The 18,391-nt window shown below is 56.4% G+C and carries 17 protein-coding genes; 13 read left to right on the top strand and 4 right to left on the bottom strand.

What is annotated here, in order from left to right:
* Window positions 1-109: 109 nt before the first annotated feature.
* From AC1EKE_RS06285 to AC1EKE_RS06255, 7 genes are all read left to right on the top strand, one after another.
* Window positions 110-313, top strand: coding sequence for a hypothetical protein (locus AC1EKE_RS06285; protein WP_480308709.1), 204 nt, complete (start codon window positions 110-112; stop codon window positions 311-313).
* A 60-nt stretch (window positions 314-373) separates the two neighbouring features.
* Entirely contained in the window at window positions 374-919 is a 546-nt protein-coding gene (locus AC1EKE_RS06280; RefSeq protein ID WP_297127402.1) for a pyruvoyl-dependent arginine decarboxylase, read from the top strand.
* A 90-nt stretch (window positions 920-1,009) separates the two neighbouring features.
* The gene (locus tag AC1EKE_RS06275) at window positions 1,010-1,561 is read left to right on the top strand and encodes a nitroreductase family protein (RefSeq protein ID WP_297127399.1); all 552 of its coding nucleotides are present in this window, start codon (window positions 1,010-1,012) and stop codon (window positions 1,559-1,561) included.
* 5 nt (window positions 1,562-1,566) lie between these two features.
* A complete protein-coding gene (locus AC1EKE_RS06270) occupies window positions 1,567-2,382 on the top strand; it encodes a Rossmann-like and DUF2520 domain-containing protein (RefSeq protein WP_480308708.1) in 816 nt (271 codons plus the stop codon).
* Entirely contained in the window at window positions 2,379-2,903 is a 525-nt protein-coding gene (locus AC1EKE_RS06265; protein WP_296159168.1) for a KdsC family phosphatase, read from the top strand. Before AC1EKE_RS06270 ends, AC1EKE_RS06265 begins: the two co-directional genes overlap by 4 nt.
* A gap of 17 nt (window positions 2,904-2,920) precedes the next feature.
* Complete coding sequence (locus tag AC1EKE_RS06260) at window positions 2,921-3,487, top strand: Maf family protein (RefSeq protein WP_480308707.1); 567 nt, start codon at window positions 2,921-2,923, stop codon at window positions 3,485-3,487.
* Between the two features lie 8 nt (window positions 3,488-3,495).
* Entirely contained in the window at window positions 3,496-3,690 is a 195-nt protein-coding gene (locus tag AC1EKE_RS06255) for a hypothetical protein (RefSeq protein WP_480308706.1), read from the top strand.
* Window positions 3,691-3,776: 86 nt separating this feature from the next.
* On the opposite strand, the gene AC1EKE_RS06250 is transcribed toward AC1EKE_RS06255, so the two are convergent.
* A complete protein-coding gene (locus AC1EKE_RS06250; RefSeq protein ID WP_480308705.1) occupies window positions 3,777-4,541 on the bottom strand; it encodes a hypothetical protein in 765 nt (254 codons plus the stop codon).
* A 235-nt stretch (window positions 4,542-4,776) separates the two neighbouring features.
* Between AC1EKE_RS06250 and AC1EKE_RS06245 the strand changes: the two genes are divergently transcribed.
* Both AC1EKE_RS06245 and AC1EKE_RS06240 read left to right on the top strand, forming a co-directional pair.
* Window positions 4,777-7,332 carry a zinc-dependent metalloprotease gene (locus tag AC1EKE_RS06245; RefSeq protein ID WP_480308704.1) on the top strand — a complete coding sequence of 852 codons (2,556 nt, stop codon included), beginning with the start codon at window positions 4,777-4,779 and terminating at the stop codon, window positions 7,330-7,332.
* Window positions 7,333-7,336: 4 nt separating this feature from the next.
* Entirely contained in the window at window positions 7,337-8,254 is a 918-nt protein-coding gene (locus tag AC1EKE_RS06240; protein WP_480308703.1) for a DMT family transporter, read from the top strand.
* A 5-nt stretch (window positions 8,255-8,259) separates the two neighbouring features.
* Here the strand turns inward: AC1EKE_RS06240 and AC1EKE_RS06235 are convergent, their stop codons facing one another.
* Genes AC1EKE_RS06235 through AC1EKE_RS06225 form a run of 3 tightly spaced genes read right to left on the bottom strand, consistent with a single transcriptional unit; the run spans window position 8,260 to window position 14,174 of the window.
* On the bottom strand, window positions 8,260-9,690 hold the full coding sequence (locus AC1EKE_RS06235) for a RagB/SusD family nutrient uptake outer membrane protein (RefSeq protein ID WP_480308702.1): 1,431 nt from the start codon (window positions 9,688-9,690) through the stop codon (window positions 8,260-8,262).
* Window positions 9,691-9,708: 18 nt separating this feature from the next.
* Window positions 9,709-12,969 (bottom strand): SusC/RagA family TonB-linked outer membrane protein, encoded by a 3,261-nt coding sequence (locus AC1EKE_RS06230; RefSeq protein ID WP_480308701.1) that lies wholly within the window; start codon window positions 12,967-12,969, stop codon window positions 9,709-9,711.
* A gap of 17 nt (window positions 12,970-12,986) precedes the next feature.
* Entirely contained in the window at window positions 12,987-14,174 is a 1,188-nt protein-coding gene (locus AC1EKE_RS06225; RefSeq protein WP_480308700.1) for a TlpA family protein disulfide reductase, read from the bottom strand.
* Window positions 14,175-14,454: 280 nt separating this feature from the next.
* On the opposite strand from AC1EKE_RS06225, the gene AC1EKE_RS06220 reads away from it, so the two are divergent.
* From AC1EKE_RS06220 to AC1EKE_RS06205, 4 genes are all read left to right on the top strand, one after another.
* Window positions 14,455-15,825 carry an aldehyde dehydrogenase gene (locus AC1EKE_RS06220; protein ID WP_480308699.1) on the top strand — a complete coding sequence of 457 codons (1,371 nt, stop codon included), beginning with the start codon at window positions 14,455-14,457 and terminating at the stop codon, window positions 15,823-15,825.
* Between the two features lie 61 nt (window positions 15,826-15,886).
* Window positions 15,887-17,152, top strand: a complete 1,266-nt coding sequence (locus AC1EKE_RS06215) for a sigma-54 interaction domain-containing protein (protein ID WP_480308698.1) — start codon at window positions 15,887-15,889, stop codon at window positions 17,150-17,152.
* Window positions 17,152-17,658 carry an LptE family protein gene (locus AC1EKE_RS06210; RefSeq protein ID WP_480308697.1) on the top strand — a complete coding sequence of 169 codons (507 nt, stop codon included), beginning with the start codon at window positions 17,152-17,154 and terminating at the stop codon, window positions 17,656-17,658. Before AC1EKE_RS06215 ends, AC1EKE_RS06210 begins: the two co-directional genes overlap by 1 nt.
* Before the next feature lie 22 nt (window positions 17,659-17,680).
* Window positions 17,681-18,361 carry a hypothetical protein gene (locus AC1EKE_RS06205; RefSeq protein ID WP_480308696.1) on the top strand — a complete coding sequence of 227 codons (681 nt, stop codon included), beginning with the start codon at window positions 17,681-17,683 and terminating at the stop codon, window positions 18,359-18,361.
* The last annotated feature ends 30 nt before the right edge of the window (window positions 18,362-18,391 follow it).

Here is an 18,391-nt window from a genome sequence, read left to right as displayed (position 1 = left end):
ACTGACCTGAGTAGAGGACTGACCTCGGCTGCTGAGTGGGGAGGGCTAATTCACATTGTTTTCGGTGTGCTGAGAGGGGGATAGAGAATGAGGGAGTGGGTAGGTAGGAGTGGAGGGCGAGGAGCAGTTTTCTTACCCCTCTTACCTCATCCTATCGGCCCAGATGGGAGGCTCCTGGATAGAGCGGGCGGTGCCGCCAGAGCACCGGCTCACGCTGGAGATAGACTGCATCCGCCACCACCTGCCACTACCTGCAGAGCAGGGTGGTGGCTGTGGGAAGACGGTACAAAATAGTACCTTTGTTGTGGCTTGAGCCGGTATGGCTCGTAGACTACGTTTGGCAACAAGAATTATTAGGATAGTAAAGAAAGACATGAGTAAGCTCGTTGGTAACCTTATACCTCGCACCTTCTTCATCACCAAGGGGAGTGGGGAGTCAGACCTTGAGATGCATGCGGGGTCTTATCATATGGCTCTGCATGACGCCGGTATCTGTGACTTCAATATCATGACCTACTCTTCCGTAATCCCGGCCACGGCGGTTCTTACCACGATGGATGAGATCGACCTGCCTCCCTTTGGGTCCGAGATGAAGACGATCATGGCTGTTTCGCACGGGACGCAGGACGAGTTTGTCTCCGCAGGCGTCGTTTACTCGTGGATGTACAGCGATGAGAATTTTGACAACAAGGTGGGCGGTCTCGTCTGCGAGGTGAGTGGTCGCTACCTGATCGAGGAGCTGGAGAGCCGTCTCACTCGTGTGATCACCGATCTGCACGACAAGACCTACTCGCAGTACTTCCTCGGTGAGCTCAATTTTGTCACTGAGGGCATCACCATCGAGAAGCGGTATGGCACGGCTCTCGCCGGGCTCTGCTTCATCGACTTCGAGCAGCCTGAGATCAAGGAGGCTAAGTAACTCTCCGCATACTTTTATCGATCGAGGCTGCCGGAGCTCACGAAGAGGGGGTGTCGGCGGGCTCGATTCTTTTTTTTACACATACCTGATATGTCGTACTTTAGTCAATTGACACAGCGCCGCCGGAGCATACGTAAGTACCGCGCTGAGGAGATCGATCCTGATCTCCTGACTGATATCGTGGAGTGTGCCCTCCGGGCGCCTACGTCGCGGAATAGTCGCAGTGTACGGCTCATCGTCGTAGATGATCCCGAGACGATCCGCTCACTGAGTGGCATAAGGGAGCATGGCTCCGCCTTCGTGGCCGGTGCCTCCGTGGTGATCGCTGTTTGTGCGGATACGGCCGAGACGCGTCGCCCGCTCGCTGATACAGCGATAGCGGCCTCTTACCTACAGCTGGCTGCCACCTCCAATGACCTCGGTAGCTGCTGGTGCCACGTGGAGGATACTCCCGGGGCTGTCGATGAGACGGCTCAGGAGACTGTCCATAGGCTGCTGGATCTGCCGGAGTCCTACCTCTGCCACTGTCTCATCGCCCTCGGTGTCCCTGAGGATGCCGATCAGCTGGAGCCGGTGGAGCGCTCCCTGCCGTGGGAGCATGTCTTTGTCGGGCGTTACTCGACCGATGAGGCAGAGGAGTGACTGCCGTGGCGACGTCTCGAGATAGCCATACCTTTGCGATCATGGGGAGCGGCAATGTCGCTTCTCATCTCGCGCCCTCGCTTACTCGGGCAGGATGGCGCTGCCGAGCGGTATGGAGCCGCTCTCCGGAGCATGCTGACGAGCTGGCATCACAGGTAGGGGCGGAGAGCACCTCTGATAGGGCTCTCTTTGCTCACCTGCTGCAGGGAGATCCCTCCGTGGAGCTCCTCCTCCTCTGTGTGAGTGATGATGGACTCGCAGAGGTGGTAGAGAGCCTCCCGCCCGACCTACCAGCTACGGTGGCCCACACCTCGGGAAGCACGCCCATGAGCGTGCTCTCCGGACTGCGCTCGTATGGGGTCCTCTACCCGCTCCAGACGTTCTCTACGTCGAGGACGCTGGATATGTCTCGTGTCCCCCTTCTCCTGGAGTGGAGCGATGCTGAGGCTGAGGGTCGCCTCAGGACCCTTGCGGATGCTCTCGGGAGCGCGGATGTGCGTCACGTGACCTCCGAGGAGCGCGGTAGGCTCCACCTGGCGGCCTGCTTTGGCTGCAACTTTGTCAATCACCTGCTGGTGGTGGCGCAGGATCTCCTCCGGGGGACCCCACTATCGCTTAGCGATATGCGTCCACTCATCGAGGAGACGATCTCCAAGGCGCTGACGGCAGACGATCCGGTGGCACTGCAGACCGGTCCCGCTGTGCGCCACGATAAGTCTACCCTACAGAGGCATAAGGCTCTCCTGAGGGATGATCCGCGCCTGACCGCAATCTATCAACTGATGACCCAATCTATCCAAGAGCGAGCAGAGAAATCATGAGCAGATTTTCCCAAGACCTATCCGGCTACAGGGCTGTGGTCTTTGATATCGATGGGGTCCTCTCGGGGAGGACCGTGGCGATGAATGATCGGGGTGAGCTGATCCGCACAACCAATGTCCACGACGGCTATGCGATGAGACTGGCCGCTCGGGCCGGTATCGTCCTTGGCATCATCACCGGGGGACACGGCGATGAGATCCGAAACCGCTTTGAGCCCATAGGCGTGAAATACATCTACGAGCGGTGCCACCGTAAGGCGGAGAAGCTGATGGAGCTCTGCCAGACCGCTCAGATAGAGCCGTCGGAGGTGATCTACTGCGGTGATGACCTGATCGACATACCTGCGATGCGACTGGCAGGCTACAGCGTGGCTCCCGCCGATGCTGCAGAGGATGTACTGATGGTGGCAGATCACGTCTGTGCCGTCGCCGGTGGTCAGGGCGTGGCGCGTGAGGTGCTGGAGGAGATGCTACGCGCTCGGGGAGAGTGGGGCATCGTCACGGACTTACCCACCTTTTGACCCCCCCCTCATACCCTATGAGACACCTGATACTTGGGTCGGCCTCTCCGAGGCGAAGAGAGTTACTGGAGCGCTTGGGCATCGAGGATCTGGAGATCCGCCCTGCCAATATCGATGAGCCCCACCCGGAGGAGGTAGCTCCTCAGGATATGGCTCTCTTCCTAGCCCGACGTAAGTCCGATGCCCTTCGCCCCGGACTGTCAGCGGGTGACCTCCTGCTTACGGCAGACACTGTCGTGCTGCTGGATGATGAGATACTGGATAAGCCGGTCTCAGAGGAGGATGCGCGTGACCACCTCCGTCGCCTCTCCGGTCGATCACACCGCGTCATTACCGGTATCGTGCTTACCGACGGCACTCAGGTCGTAGAGCGGAGTGTGGAGACGGAGGTCTCCTTTGCCCCGCTGACCGAGGAGGCGATCACCTACTACATCAGCCACTGCCACGTGATGGATAAGGCGGGGGGCTACGGCATCCAGGACTGGATCGGACTCGCCGCTGTCGAGCGGATCAATGGATCATATACTAATGTGATGGGACTGCCTACAGCTGAGGTCTATAGCGCACTGTCCCACTTCTTGTAACATACGATATGGGAAAAATCTACAATACTCTGACCGCCCTCTTTATGCTCCTCGCAGTGGGAGCTGTCGTCCTCTACTTCGCCATACCGCAGGATAAGACATGGTTCTTCATCGTCGGTGGTGTCGCTATTGTCCTTCGTCTCGGACAGTACGTCTGGAAGCTGACCCATCCTGTAAAGCGTCGGAGGCACACCGACTTCTGAGACCTCTACCTCGGAGGGACCCATAAGCAAGCATCACCCGCTCCTCAATCCAGAGGGGCGGGTGATGCTATATGAGGGGAGGCCGGTTAGTGCTTGCCGATACAGAAGAGGATATGCTCGATCTCCTTGTCCATGACCGGCACGGGGAGGCAGTAGTACCGGGAGAAGGCGGGATTAAGCGCCACCAGGTACATACTCTTCACCTCGATGCCATATCCCACTCGGAGAATGTGTCGGTAGAGGTTTTGCTGCAGGCAGCCGATCACGTAGGGCGTGCTGTAGAGGTGCTCCAGCCCATTGAGTCCGGGTGAGTGGGGGTTGTAGGTATTGGGCACAAAGTCGTAGCCATCCTCCTTGCCCATCCTGCGGCTCCGCTTCCAGTCGAAGAGGACGAAGTCGCCATTGTAGTCCTGAGCCAGCAGGTCAAGGGTCCCGGCGAGATTGTAGTCCCGCTCGAAGATCTGCCACTCGGTGCGGTAGGGGGTGGGGCGAACCTCATCGAAGAACTGCTCAAAGGCTCTCATCTCGCTCTCGATCGAGAGGTGCTGCTTACTCTTGTCGTCCAGCGTGATATCAAAGGAGTGCTCCACCGGCTGCTTGAGAAGGCTCCGCTCGATCTGCTCGTGCATAAAGGTCCCGAGGTGACGCGCAAGTAGCCCATTGTGCTCCCACAGATCCAGCTGCTCCTGGACTGTCGTCCCGAGAGTGCGAGACTTATACTCAGCCCAGGAGCGGACGTTGAAGGGAGGGAAAAAAGAGGAGATGAGATTGGTTACCGAGTGGAGCTTCTCGCCTGTGTCCGCATAGGTGTACTCGTGGCTTGCAGGGTCAAAGAGTATTTTGTCATCCATTGGAGATGCGTTCAGAGCGTTAAAGTCCGCAGGATAGTTTCTTTCGATCATAGTGTCTCGCTGAAGTGGGTCTTGGGGTGAGTCGAAAAAGGCATCCGACCGAGTCACCCTCGGGGCAAATTTAAGACTATTGCCATTCACTGCCAAGTCTTTTGACATTTTATCACCATTTCTGCTGGTCAATCGGGTTACAGCGGTTAATTGGTAACTTTGTGACCTTGAGATGAGAAATGATATGGGACAGATATTGTGTAGGCTGTTGTTGGCCTGCTTGGCGATGATGCCAATGGTGGGGGAGGTGACGGCACAGACGGCGGACACTTCCTGCCGACCGGTGAGGGAGTGGCTGAAGAGTAAGCGGCAGAAGGCTAAGGAAGAGGCTGAGAAACAGCCACAAGTGACGAAGAGTAAGGAGGAGCAGGCCTACGATGACTTAGTGAGTGAGGCAAGGGTGGACTCCGGGCTGGTCGTGACGATAGAGAAGGATGGGGACCTCTATTTCGAGGTGCCTGACAGCCTGCTGGGTCGTCCTCTCCTCTTCACCAGCCGCATCTCTCGCACGTCGGACCCCACAGCTGCGGTGGCGGGACAGATGATGATCACTCCTTTCATTGCCCAACTGGAGGCGAAGGGGAAGGATGAGATCCAGATGAAAATGGTTCCCACGACCCACTATGTGGATGAGGAGGATCCGATCAAGGTTTCTTTTGATCGCAATTTCGCTGCCCCTGTGGCAAGGGTCTTTGATGTGGTGGCGAAGACGGATCACTCAAGGGTGATCGATGTGACGTCGCTATTCCTCGATGGGGAGTCCCTCTTTGAGAGCGAGGATCCACTTTCGCCACCTCTCGGTGGATCTGTGAGCGGGGGATCGTACATTACCGGGGTGCGCGCCTTTGAGCGGAATGTGGAGGTGAAGAGTGTCGCTGCGTATGGGGGTGGCAGACACTTCACCACGCTTGAGATCCATCGATCGATGGTTCTACTGCCTGATCGCCCGATGAGATCCCGTCGTGCAGACAGCAGGGTCGGGTACTTCTCCTCAGGCAGGAGCCACTACTCCTCCGATAAGGATCGTATTGAGCAGTATGAGATCATCCACCGCTGGAGGCTGGAGCCGTCGGACAGTATCGCTTATGCTCGTGGTGAGGTGGTCGATCCGGTGGAGCCGATCACCTTCTACGTCGACTCCGCTTTCCCGCCCAAGTGGCGTCAGGCTATCCTGGACGGCATATGCGACTGGGAGAGCGCCTTCCGGGCTGCAGGCTTCAGCAATGCTATCCGTGCCAGGATGTACCCTACGAAGGAGGAGATGCCGGACTTTGATCCCGATGATCTGCGCTTCTCGTGCATCAAGTATGCCACCTCCCATGTCGCCAATGCGATGGGCCCCTCCTATGTCGATCCGCGGAGTGGGGAGATCCTCTGTGCGGATGTGATCTGGTATCACAATATCACCTCTCTGCTCTACTACTGGCGGCTGGTCCAGACCGGTGCCGTAGACCCTCGGGTGCGTGCGGATAAGCTACCGGACAGCCTGATGTGCGAGGCGATGAGGTATGTGGCGGCTCACGAGGTGGGGCATACGCTGGGGCTGGAGCATAATATGGGCGCCTCCTCAGCTTACTCCGTGGAGCAGCTGAGAGATCCCGCTTTTACCCAAAAGTATGGTACCACACCATCGATTATGGACTACGCGCGCTTCAATTATGTCGCACAGCCCGGAGACTTGGAGCGAGGCGTGCGCTTGGTGCCTCCGCTCCTCGGCCCCTATGACACCTATGCCATCGAGTGGGGCTATCGCCGCTATCCTCAGGAGAGTGAGGCGAAAGCTCTCGCTGCGCTCATCAAGAGGCATTCCGGGGATCGAAAGTATATGTATGGTCCGCAGCAGGATATGACTGTCGATCCCACGGCTCAGACGGAGGATCTCTCCGGTGATCAGATCGCTGCCAATATGCTCGGGGTGAAGAACCTGAGGTACATCACTCAACACTTCGAGGAGTGGCTCGGGGAGCCCGGCAAGTCCTCTGAGGACCTTAGGGCGGTCTATGACGCGATCATCGAGCAGATGCTTCGCTACCTCCGTCACGTCACGCCTATAGTGGGTGGGCGGATCTACTACGATGAGCGTCAGGGAGAGGGGCGGATGCCGCTCACCTATATTCCTAAAGAGCGTCAGCAGGAAGCGCTGCGGTGGACCTTCGGTCAGCTGAGAGGGATGAGGGAGTGGCTCTTCACGCCCTACCTAGCACAGCGCTTCGATAGCTCCAATAGCTACAACCCCTACAAGAGTGAGCCCTTCTTCTTCTCCCTTGTCCTCAGTGACCTCACCACAGGCTATCGGCTGAAGGGGATCATCGATGGCAGTGAGGCTCCCAAGGGTGGCTCCGACTATACCATCGAGGCGTACCTCAGTGACTATGTGGATGAACTGCTCCGCGAGGGGGGAGGTGGTCGCGCACTGAGTCGCTCGGAGCAGAGCCTCCAGCGCACTGCGATAGAGATGCTGACCGGCTACGTCGAGTCCTCGGATCACTTTGGTGGAGTTCAAATCTCCGCTGTAGAGCTCTCGTGGGCAGACTCTCTCCCGTGGGAGAGCTCTGCAGCTCGACATAATACGCTGACCCCATCTGTCAAGAGTGAGGAAGTGGCCCCTTATATACGTGTTGCGCTTGCCCGGATCCGCTCGGCGTACCGCCTCCGTGCCTCTCAGACAACGGATCCGGTCACCCGAGCCTACTACGCCGGCTGGGAGGTGGCTCTCTCTCGACTCCTCGACAAGAAATAGCCTTATGAAGCAGGATAAAGTCAGGGGTCACCTGGCGATGCTGGTGGCGACCATAGCCTTTGGGCTCAATGGACCCTTCTCCAATGCCCTCCTCATCGACGGGACTCTGTCGCCGTGGCTCCATATGGCGTGCCGCTTTGGGACAGCGTGCATCCTCTTTTGGCTCGCCTCTCTCGTGGTGCCTACAGGTCGTCGTGTGGAGGTTCGGGATGCTTGGCTCCTCATCGGGGCATCTCTCACGGGCGTACTGGGTAATCAAGGACTCTTCGCCTTTGCCATCTCCATGACCACCCCACTGCGGCAGTCGCTGATGACGACGATGGGGCCGATCTTTACCATGCTGCTGGCTGCACTCTTCCTCAAGGAGCCGGTGACGTGGAAGAAGGTCCTCGGTGTCCTTGTCGGACTGAGTGGGGTGCTGCTCTTGATGCTCACCAAGGGCGGTGATGCCGGCAGTGGTACTCGTGCGATCGTAGGGCAGTTGATTGCTCTGCTCGCCACCTTTAGCTACACCCTTTACCTGACTGTTTTCAAGCGGCTGATCGATAAGTACTCTCCGCTGGAGCTGATGAAGTGGCTCTTCCTCATCTCCTTCCTGATCGTGCTGCCCTTCAGCATCGGTCCCGCCATGGAGATGCCGTGGAGGGAGATGGACGGCACCTTTTACTTCCAACTCGGTTTCATCGTCCTCGCCGCTACAGTGCTTGCTTATCTGATGGTACCCTACGCCCAGCAGCGCCTTCGTCCCACCGTCATTGCCGTCTATAACTACGGCAATCCGGTCATCGCTACGACGGCCGGATTGCTGATGGGACTGGAGACCTTTACGGTCACCAAGATGGTTGCGGGTGTGCTGGTGATCCTCGGCGTCGTCATCGTGACGCAGAGCAAGTCCCGCCAGGACCTTAAGCGAGGTCGGTAGTGATACTATCGTTTATTCTGCTTCATATTGGGATTGATCCTCAGGACCACCTGCGGGATAGGCAACGTAAAGCGAGGATCATCTGCCGTGATTGACTCGGTCTGACCATCACCGGTATTGTGAGTTACGGTGACTGCTCGCTTGGGGTCCTTCGCGAAGCGTCGGAGATCGATGAAGCGGAACATTCCTCGGAGCGCAAACTCTCGTCTCCGCTCCAGAAGCACCTCATCAAGCACTTTCTCCCGATCCATCCCCGCCGCAGTCATCGGTTCATAGCCCTCGATGCGATTGGCGCGCAGCTTATTGAGCAACTCCATGGCGCGATCGACTGAGCCGATGCGAGCCTCGCACTCCGCTGCCGTGAGATACATCTCGGACGAAGAGATGCCTATATTCTCCTCGTACCAAGAGTAGTATTGCCGTAGAGTGTTCGGCTCAAAAGGTTCTCCAAAGACGTTGTCCACGAAGTATACCAAGCATCGCTTGTCCTTTGCCTCATCGAAGTTTTTCATCAGATCTGATGAGCCGAGTAGCTCCATAGAGTTGCCAAATACAGAGGGGGCATGTCGAATCAATATCGCTTCTGGATCCTCAAGGGACTTGGGCATATTTGTCCGCCCTATATAGGTATATGGGTCTACGACTGAGATGCTCTTGAGATCCAATAGCGCATCATTGGACTTCAACGCTTGCTTAGCATAGGAGAGAGCCTTGTCATACTCCCCGAGGATTAGGAAGGTGCGGGCGAGGATCCCGGCGCAACCTCCTCGAGACATACGGTACTTAGAGGGCTTTGCTACCTCGGACAGGTGAGGTAGGGACTCCGTGAGATCACTCAAGATTAGGTCGTAGCACTCCTTGAGAGTAGCACGCTTGAGATCTCTTTGTGTGATGTCGGCATGTAGGATAAGTGGCACCCCGCTTTGCTCCACCGTTGCGGTTGCCGGGTCATACTGTGGGGCGTAGCAATTGACGAGGCAGAGGTACTCTAGGGCTCGTCCTGCCTTCGCCTCTGCTACGACACGAGCTTTCTCTTCCGCTGTTGCTTCTGTGGCGTCGGGGACAAAGTCGATCACCGTATTGTAGTAGTCGATATTCTTGTAACTGTATACCCAATACTCGTCCTCGGCAGCATCAGAGAAAACATCTCCGTGAGCAAATGTATATAGGGCCTTATTGGAGGGCTCCAAACCAAGTAAATAATTGGCGGTGTAGAATGGCTCCGGCTCGTCTAATACGTACGCATCGTCGGTTAGGAAGGAGGGAAAAGTACACCCTGTCTTCATTAGATAAGGGTGGTTCAGCAAGTTCTCGTAATCGGCGAGTGTCTTTGGGTAGAGAGCGTCCTTAGGACGTATGCTGAGGAAGCCCGTGCAGGCACTACATCCGAGGAGTATAAGGACTAGACTGAGGAGGATATGATCTTTTGCTTTCATGGCTTAGGTACGAGTGCTTTAGAAGTTGATCGTTGTTCCGAGGGAGATAGTCAGTGGCTGGGGAATACCACGCATCCCCCACCCATACCAGTAGGTGCTCATCGTCTCGGCGTTGTATCCCCGACGGTTGAAAGAGATGGTCCCGAGATTTTGTAGCTGTAACATTAGCTCCATAGTAGAGAGACCAAGGGTCTCCAACCTGTCTTTGGGTATTGAGTAGGAGAGGGTGAGATCACGCACCTTGAGGTAATCCCCTGGGAAGATATGTAGGTCGGAGGCACTCCATGCGTGGGTGACGGCCTGATCTGTTATCTCACGTCCAGTGATTGCAGGTGATATGGTAGGATCTGCTTCATCCTCGGGCTTCTGCCAGTAGTGGAGATATTCTCTAGGGAGGTTGGATCCAGAGGATCCACCATTATAGGGTGCGGTAACGGCACGTAGGACGTTGCCACCGCTGTAGTAGAGCATAAGTGAGAGTGCAAGACCTCTCCACTCGATGCGGTTGGTAAGTGACCCGGTGCGAGTGGGGATCTTATTTCCAGAGAAGACAAGATCGTCCATGGTGATATCGGAGACATTGTCAGTCACCTCCCTCTCTCCTGTCTTTGGGTTGGTGTGGTAGTAGAGAGGCGTGCCATCCTTAGGACTAAGACCTGCAGAGGGGTAGCTGAAGATAGAGAGGTAAGGGTAGCCCACAGTGATCGCACTTCCTTGGGTGTAGGCAAAGGTGTTGCGATTGGACTCCTCTACATTGATCAGCTTATTGTTATTTACACCTAGGACGAGTGTAGGTGTATAGGAGACTTCGCCAAAATGGAAAGCCCCCGAGAGAGACAGCTCCACCCCTCTATTCTCCATTGTTCCGTAATTGAGTAAGAGCTTGCCCCAGCCGAGTGTCGGATCTGCCGTTCGTTCCGCCATCAGATCCGTGGTGTAGCGGTTGTAGAAGTCGATACTTCCCCAGAGTCGATTGCGGAAGAGTCCGAAGTCAAGACCGATATTGGTTGTCGCAGTTTTCTCCCATCTCAGGTTGGGGTTCGGTGGATTATTTATCTGTGATGCTTGCCCCTTGTTTGTGGGGTTATAGACCGGTGACGATAGCGTCAGGAAGGGACCTGCATCCTTAGGAACATTACCACCGATACCGTAGGTGAGCCGGAGAACCAGGTTGTCGAGCCAGTCTGATGACGGTTGCATAAAGTCCTCCTTGGAGAGGTGCCACATACCACCGACTGACCAGAGCGGACGGTACTGGTTGCGCGGGTCGGTTCCAAAGAGATTGGACTGATCCACGCGGATGCTTCCCGTCAGGTCATACTTCCCTGCAAAGGAGTAGGAGGTATTGCCGTAGAAGGAGACAAAGCGGTCCTCGCGCTCGAAAAGGTAATTCTCCAGTAAGTAGTCGTAGGTATAATTGTTGTTGATATCAAATGTCCCCTCAATATTTGCTAGCGTATTGGGATCTACTGGTATAAATCCGAGGGTGTTTGGATCAAATCCGAAGTGACTCACGGAGGTGCTCATCTCCTTAAGGGCTCGGATCTCCGATCCTGCGAGAGCGGTGAGGTAGTGATCCCCCTGCTCGAGGGTATAGTCAAGCTGCCCGCGGAGCGTATAGGCGCGCCCATCTCCTCTCACCTGGATTATCTTGCCGCCCTTGGGGATATTATAGATGATCTCACCTGTTGTCGCATCCCTCGTCGCAGCATTTACGATCTGAGACATTGCCTCATAGGACTTAGGGTCATAGGTTTTCTCGTTCTTGTCCTGACTGAAATCTCCCGAGTAGCGGAGCGAGAGATTGAGTCCGGAGAGTAGGTCGACTGTCAGCCCGGCATTGATCCTGTAGTAGCTGTTGTGAGTTGTAGAGAGCTCCAGCCCCTCATTGCGGAGAGGGGAGTAATGGAGATCGTATAGTCCTGCGTCGACGAGTCGCTTCAGCTCTGCCTCAGAGCGCCGACCAGGTATGGGGAGTGGATTTCCCTGATCGTCTGAGAGCATTGTGTAGGAGGGTAGGGAGCGGTAGTATCTGTAGAAGCTCCCTACGCCGATGTCCTCTCTACTGTCGCTGTAGGATCCGGTCAGACCGAGGTCGATGGTGAAGCGATCCGAAAGCGTGATGTCATCGCGCATGGTGAAGCCGTAGCGACGAGAGGAGGAAAACTTGTTCGTCGGATTATTGCCCACATAATTAGCGGTGATCATATATCGGTTGTTCGACGAGCCACCCGACAGCGCCAGGTTGTGCTGGTGCTCGACACCGGTGCGGAGGTAGAAGTCCTCTAGCTGGCTCCTATTGTCCAAAGATGCGAGGTGATCCATCTTGCTCCTTAGCTGATCTGCAGAGAGCACCCCATTACGATATCTTAGGATCGAGAGGAGGAGTGGAGAGGTGTAGTATTTGGAGTCCGCAGGTGGAACAGCTTGGAGAGGGAACTTCTCTTGGACTTGGAGTGAATGCTCTACCATCTCTCTCGTGTCCATCAGATTGAGCGCACTCATCCGCGGCTTGGTGACGAAGCGTACCGAGCCATTGTAGGCGAAGGTGGGCTTCGACTCCTTACTTCCCTGCTTGGTCGAGATGACGATCACACCATTCGCCGCACGAGCACCGTAGATGGAGGAGGCTGCAGCATCCTTCAGCACGGTGATGTTCTTGACCGTGGAGGGATTGATCGCAGATAGGTCTCCCTCGTAGGGCATTCCATCCACCACGATAAGGGGTCGGGTATTCCCTCTGAGGGTGGAGATACCGCGGAGGGTCAGTCCCTTGTCCGTACTCACCAGTCCTGCCACTTGACCATTGAGACGGTCGATCAGGTTGACGTCCAGCTTCTCTTGCAGTGCCTTCGGCTCTATGACGGAGAAGGATCCCGTCGCGCGCTCCTTGGAGAGCGTCTGGTAGCCGGTGACCACCACTTCACCGAGCAGCTCGACGTCATCCTTGAGTCGGACCTTCACGGAAGTATTGGAGGGGGACACAGTGACCTCCTGGGCGACCATACCGATGTATGAGATCTGGAGTGTCAGAGGGCGCGAGTAGGGGATGTGGAGGGTAAAGGCTCCATTGACATCGCTGTAGCAGGCGATCTTGTGATCCTCCTTAGCGATGATGGTCACACCGGGGAGTGGCTGGTCGGTCTGATCTGTGACGAGACCGGTCACCTTGTATCCTTCGGCTTGCTCTCCAGCTATCTCCTCTGCGACTGCACTCGGAAGAGGCAGGGCCAGGAGCAGTAGGAGCGCAGTCAGTAACGTGCTGTGTAGGTACTTCATAAAAGGATATCTGTGGCTTAGTGAGTGAACTGTAGGGCTGCCTCGACGGTATCGTATATGGCATCTCCTCGGAGATCACGGTGGAGTATCTTCCCCTCCGGATCGAGGAGCAGGATCTGAGGTATGCCGCGGATGTTATAGACTTTATTCGTGGGGCTGATCGCCTCTCTGTCGAGGAGGATCTGCGGCCAGTTGACCTTGTCCTCCTGTATCGCATGGAGCCACGGCTCGCGCTCCACATCCTCTGACACCCCGAGTACGGTGAAGTGATCCCCTGCAAAGGTCTCATAGACTCGTCTCACGCTGGGGGTCTCTGCACGGCACCAGGTGCAGGTGCTGCTCCAAAAGTCGACCAGGACAAACTTCCCCCTGAGGTCGCTCAGCGTGATCCTATCTCCCTCCGGCGTGGTGCCCGAGATCTCAGGAGCCTCGACGCCAACTGCACTCTGAGAGGAATGATCCAGCATGGCGACGGCATTGCGGTACATGTCGCTCTCCTGCGTGGCAGGGTCGAAGTGTCCCAGCTCCTCACGGACCGAATTGATCTCATCGATCGTATTCAGAGAGAGACGTGGTAGGCGATTGGTGTAGAAAAGGTAGAGCCCGAAGAGATCGGTCGGCTGTTCGCTGCTCATCACGCTGTCGATGTAGGCCTGACGATCCTCCTCACTCTTGTAGAAGTAGGGGTCGGTCTTCTCCTTGATCTGCCGCATCGTCTCGTCATCGTCAAGGTTACGGACGCGATTAAATTCGTTCTCCAGCGAATCCATCAGCTGCCTGTTGGCTGCTCTACTCATACCATCGGCATAGGTCTGATAGCGCTCGGCAAGGTCCGTCCCCTCTGCGTGGATGGTAAGGAAACGAGAGGGACTGACCCCCACGGTGACCTTATTGACACCGGGCTCCAAGAAGGCGTAGAGAATAGTATTATTATAGCTCTCGTCTGTCATCGGTACTAGTGCATAGAGTGCCGGCGGAAGCGTGTCGGATCGCATCTCGAAGCCTCCGTCCGTAGAGACTGACAGAGTATCTATCGGCTCGATGTAGTCGTACTGCTGGTCAAGGACCCGACCCAGGATGATCGACGATACGGGCAGGTTATCCTCTACACTTCCACGGAGGACCAGGTCGGTCTCTGTCCGGGGAGCACATCCTGTAAGGAGTAGAATCGTTGCTGTAAGGAGTAGTCTATTAGTTGCTGTCATAGGACTAATGCGTTTGGAGATGAATTTTTTCTTGCCAAATTAAATGAAACGCCAAAAGTACGAAAAAATTAATTAACGCGCGCTCTCCTGAGTAATTTTTTTTGAAGCGTAAGGGTGTGAACTATTACCGGTAATAGAGATGACCGATAGCTGGGGGAGACTTTGTGCTGATCCTCAGGCTGTCTCCACAGGTTGCATTCTCGGTCTTCTCTTGTAGGATCCGGTGGGGCTCTTGTGGGAAAAAAGGGTACATTTGGGGGAAAAACTAGAGTGGAACGATATGACTAAGACTGAGGAACTGGTGGCAAAGCAGAGGGAGTACTTCCGGTCGGGAGTGACCCTGCCCTGCCGCTTTCGCTGTGAGATGCTGGACCGCTTGTATCACGTGATACGGATGAGTGAGTCGGAGATTGAAGCTGCGCTGCAGGCGGATCTGGGGAAGAACCGCTTCGAGGCTTATACCACGGAGGTCGGTTTCGCCCTGAGCGAGATCAGCTACCTACGACGCCACCTCCCCCGGATGATGCGCCCGAAGAGGGTCTGCACCGACCTATCCAATCTCCCCGGGCGGAGTAGGATCGTCCCGGAGCCGTATGGCAACGTGCTGGTGATGAGTCCGTGGAATTACCCCTTCCAGCTGAGTATCTCGCCTCTCGCCGGTGCTATCGCGGCAGGGAATACGGTGGTTCTTAAGCCCTCCAATTACTCCATAAATACCTCCCGGCTGCTCAGCCGACTCATCCGAGAGACCTTTCCTCCCGAGTATATCACGGTGGTGGAGGGCGACCGGTATGTCAATCAGGACCTGCTGGATGCCCGCTTTGACTACATCTTCTTCACCGGATCAACTCGTGTGGGGCGGGTGGTGATGGAGAAGGCGGCGGCTCACCTGACGCCCGTCTCGCTGGAGCTGGGCGGGAAGAGCCCCTGCATCATCGATCCGACAGCTAAGCTGGACCTTGCGGCTCGGCGCATCGCCTGGGGGAAGTGCCTCAATAGCGGTCAGACCTGTGTCGCTCCGGACTATGCGCTGGTCCATCGGTCGGTCGTGGAGCCCTTCATCAGCGCCCTGAAGCGCGCTTTTGTCATGCAGGTGGGTGAGCATGCGGAGCTTAACCCGAACTATCCGCGGATCATCAATCGCAAGAAGTTTGACCGCCTCTGCGATATGATCACTGCGTCTGATGTCCTGTGGGGTGGGGCAGTGTCGGAGGAGACCCTCAGGATCGCCCCCTGCATCGTGCGGGGTGACTGGGACTGCGCTGCGATGGGGGAGGAGATCTTCGGTCCCATCTTCCCTATTCTGATCTACGATAGTCTCGATGAGGTGATCCGTGAGGTGACCGATCGACCCCGTCCCCTGGCACTTTACCTCTTTACCGAGGATCGGAGGGTGGAGCGAGAGGTGATCTCCCGCATACCCTTCGGTGGGGGCTGCGTCAATGACACGATTATGCACCTCGCCTCGTCTCAGATGCCCTTCGGGGGAGTGGGGGAGAGCGGTATGGGCGGCTACCATGGGCGCTTCTCCTTCGAGACCTTCTCTCACCGGAAGAGCATCCTCCACAAGGCTACCTGGCTGGATCTGCCGGTCCGTTATGGTCGAAATATTGAGCGGGATCTCCGGCTGGTGCGACTGATGTTGCGTTAGTCTGACTTTTTGTCAGACCACTATTTTGGGTACCTTTGGACTTGACAAAGTGTGACCCTATATGAATAATAGCATACCCAAGGAGGAGATCCGCCGTGCTAAGCAGCGGCAGCAGATCGTCGGCGACTGTCCGGCGCTCAATCGGGCTGTCGAGGTGGCTCTCCTCATTGCTCCGACCGATGTCAGCGTCCTCGTGGGAGGAGAGAGTGGCGTCGGGAAGGAGGCGTTCCCCAAGATCATCCACCAGAATAGTCTCCGCAAGCATGGACCCTATGTGGCGGTCAATTGTGGAGCGATCCCTGAGGGGACGATAGACTCCGAGCTCTTTGGGCACAAGAAAGGCTCCTTCACCGATGCGGTGACGGAGCGCCAGGGCTACTTTGAGGTGGCCGATGGGGGGACGATCTTCCTTGACGAGGTGGGCGAGTTGCCTATGGCGACCCAAGCGCGACTCTTGCGGGTGCTGGAGAGTGGCGAATTTATGAAAGTAGGCTCTTCCGACGTCCAGCGCACCGATATCCGCGTCGTGGCGGCGACGAATGTCAATCTCCAGGAGGCGGTCAAGCGAGGTGACTTCCGTCAGGACCTGCTCTATCGACTCAATACGGTCACGATCGACCTGCCACCCCTCCGGGATCGGGGTCGAGATGTGATCCTGCTCTTCAAGAAATTTGCCGCCGACTTTGCCGATAAGTACCATATGCCTCCGATCCGTCTTGAGGAGGCGGCGGAGCAGCTCCTCGAGAGCTACGACTGGCCGGGGAATATCCGACAGCTGCGCAACGTGGTGGAGCGTCTCAGCGTGATCGCCCCGGATCGGATGATCAGCCGCGAGGTGCTGCAGGACAATCTCCCCCGTAATGCCGAGGTGCGCCATCCTGCGTTGGTCTCTCCCACGATCGGCTATGAGTCGATGATGGATGAGCCGGCCGGGAGCAGTGCCGGGATGGGGGCCATTATGTCGATGCTTCGGGACGTAAAGGGGAGCGTCGGAGAGCTGACACAGCTCTTCTACCGCTTCCTCCAGACACAGGTCCATCGCGAGCCCGTCGGTAGCCTGATGATGCCCGACCGGACTGCGGAGATCCCCTTACAAGATCTGTCACACGTCGCCCCGTCATCGGCTTCAGGGGAAGTCAAGGTGGGCGACCTGCAGGCAGACTTCGAGGAGCTGACCAGCACAGAGGGCAAGATGCTTACCCTCGAGGAGATGAGCCAGAGGTACATCGACTTTGTCCTCGAGAAGAATAAGGGCTCTCGCAAGCAGACGGCAGAGGACCTCGACATCTCGGAGCGCACGCTCTACCGCAAGCTCAATAAGCAGTGATGAAAAAGTCTATCCTCATATCGCTCCTTCTCATGCTCCTCCTCGCGGGCTGCCATATCAAGTACTCGCTCAATGGTGCCAGCATCGACTACACGAAGATCAAGACGGTCTCCATCACAGACTTTCAGAACCTCGCCCCTACTGTCTATCCACCCCTTGCGCAGCGCTTCACGGAGGACCTGAAGGATCGCTTCCAGAGGCAGACGCGCCTACGTGACATACCGACTAATGGCGACCTGAGCATCGAGGGAGAGATCGTCGGCTACGACCTCTCGGCGGAGGCGGTCCAGGAGAATGCCTTTGCCGCCAAGACTCGCCTCACCCTCCGGATCAACGTCCGCTTTACGAATAAGGTGAATGAGGAGGAGAATTTTGAGCGAGAGTTTACCTCCTTTGGCACCTTCGACAGCTCGCAGATGTTTGTCGACGTGCAGGATCAGCTTTGCGAGGAGCTGACCAAGGATATCATCAATCAGATCTTCAATGCTACCGTGGAGAATTGGTAGCCCCTATGGATAAAGCCCGACTATGACCTACGACGATCTCTCCCGTGCCCTTGCCGACCCGATGACGCTGACGGCGTACCACCTCGATGACCTCCTCGAGCTGAGCCGGCAATACCCCTACTGTGAGGCACTCCACCGGCTGCTCCTCATCGATCTCTACCGTAGCGAGGATGTGCGCTTCCCTGCGGAGCTGAAGCGCCGACTGATGTACCTGCACGACCCTTTTTCTCTCCTCTTGTCACTGGATGCTACCTCCGGAGGACCGCAGTCCCACTCTTACGACCTGATCGACCGCTTTGTCCGGAGCTATCGTCCTGAGGAGTCCGCTGTCTCCGATGAGACGACGGCTGCGACCCCCTCAGCCAAGTCACCGACTAAGACCGGGCGGACGAAGCGAGAGACTGAGGCTCAGATCGTCCAGGACTTCCTCGATGAGGGACCCGAGGCGGAGAAGATCCGCATCCGTCCCGACAGTAAGGAGGACGATGTGGCCCTCCCTCCCGAGGACGAGGATAATGGTCCACTGCCTGGTGAGGAGCTCTTCACGGAGAAGCTGGCCATGATGTACGCCTCCCAGGAGCGGTACTCCGAGGCGATGACGATCCTTAAGACCTTGAATTTGAAATATCCAGAAAAAAGTGGTTACTTTGCCGAGCGAATTGGTCAGCTTGAGCAACGTCGTAAGGGACTCGTGGCGGACTGATTTATTTGGATTTAATATGAGATCAGGGAC

Source organism: Porphyromonas sp. C0041D3, from assembly GCF_056590575.1.
The sequence above is the reverse complement of the archived record's forward strand: the minus strand, read 5'-3'. Positions and strand labels throughout refer to the sequence as shown.

Excerpts from the sequence above, each read along its gene's own strand:
- AC1EKE_RS06210 (WP_480308697.1), top strand. The coding sequence starts at position 17,152 with ATGAAAAAGTCTATCCTCATATCGCTCCTTCTCATGCTCCTCCTCGCG.
- AC1EKE_RS06265 (WP_296159168.1), top strand. The coding sequence starts at position 2,379 with ATGAGCAGATTTTCCCAAGACCTATCCGGCTACAGGGCTGTGGTCTTT.
- AC1EKE_RS06255 (WP_480308706.1), top strand. The coding sequence starts at position 3,496 with ATGGGAAAAATCTACAATACTCTGACCGCCCTCTTTATGCTCCTCGCA.
- AC1EKE_RS06215 (WP_480308698.1), top strand. The coding sequence starts at position 15,887 with ATGAATAATAGCATACCCAAGGAGGAGATCCGCCGTGCTAAGCAGCGG.
- AC1EKE_RS06275 (WP_297127399.1), top strand. The coding sequence starts at position 1,010 with ATGTCGTACTTTAGTCAATTGACACAGCGCCGCCGGAGCATACGTAAG.
- AC1EKE_RS06220 (WP_480308699.1), top strand. The coding sequence starts at position 14,455 with ATGACTAAGACTGAGGAACTGGTGGCAAAGCAGAGGGAGTACTTCCGG.
- AC1EKE_RS06245 (WP_480308704.1), top strand. The coding sequence starts at position 4,777 with ATGGGACAGATATTGTGTAGGCTGTTGTTGGCCTGCTTGGCGATGATG.
- AC1EKE_RS06250 (WP_480308705.1), bottom strand. The coding sequence starts at position 4,541 with ATGGATGACAAAATACTCTTTGACCCTGCAAGCCACGAGTACACCTAT.
- AC1EKE_RS06225 (WP_480308700.1), bottom strand. The coding sequence starts at position 14,174 with ATGACAGCAACTAATAGACTACTCCTTACAGCAACGATTCTACTCCTT.
- AC1EKE_RS06230 (WP_480308701.1), bottom strand. The coding sequence starts at position 12,969 with ATGAAGTACCTACACAGCACGTTACTGACTGCGCTCCTACTGCTCCTG.
- AC1EKE_RS06205 (WP_480308696.1), top strand. The coding sequence starts at position 17,681 with ATGACCTACGACGATCTCTCCCGTGCCCTTGCCGACCCGATGACGCTG.
- AC1EKE_RS06240 (WP_480308703.1), top strand. The coding sequence starts at position 7,337 with ATGAAGCAGGATAAAGTCAGGGGTCACCTGGCGATGCTGGTGGCGACC.
- AC1EKE_RS06260 (WP_480308707.1), top strand. The coding sequence starts at position 2,921 with ATGAGACACCTGATACTTGGGTCGGCCTCTCCGAGGCGAAGAGAGTTA.
- AC1EKE_RS06280 (WP_297127402.1), top strand. The coding sequence starts at position 374 with ATGAGTAAGCTCGTTGGTAACCTTATACCTCGCACCTTCTTCATCACC.
- AC1EKE_RS06235 (WP_480308702.1), bottom strand. The coding sequence starts at position 9,690 with ATGAAAGCAAAAGATCATATCCTCCTCAGTCTAGTCCTTATACTCCTC.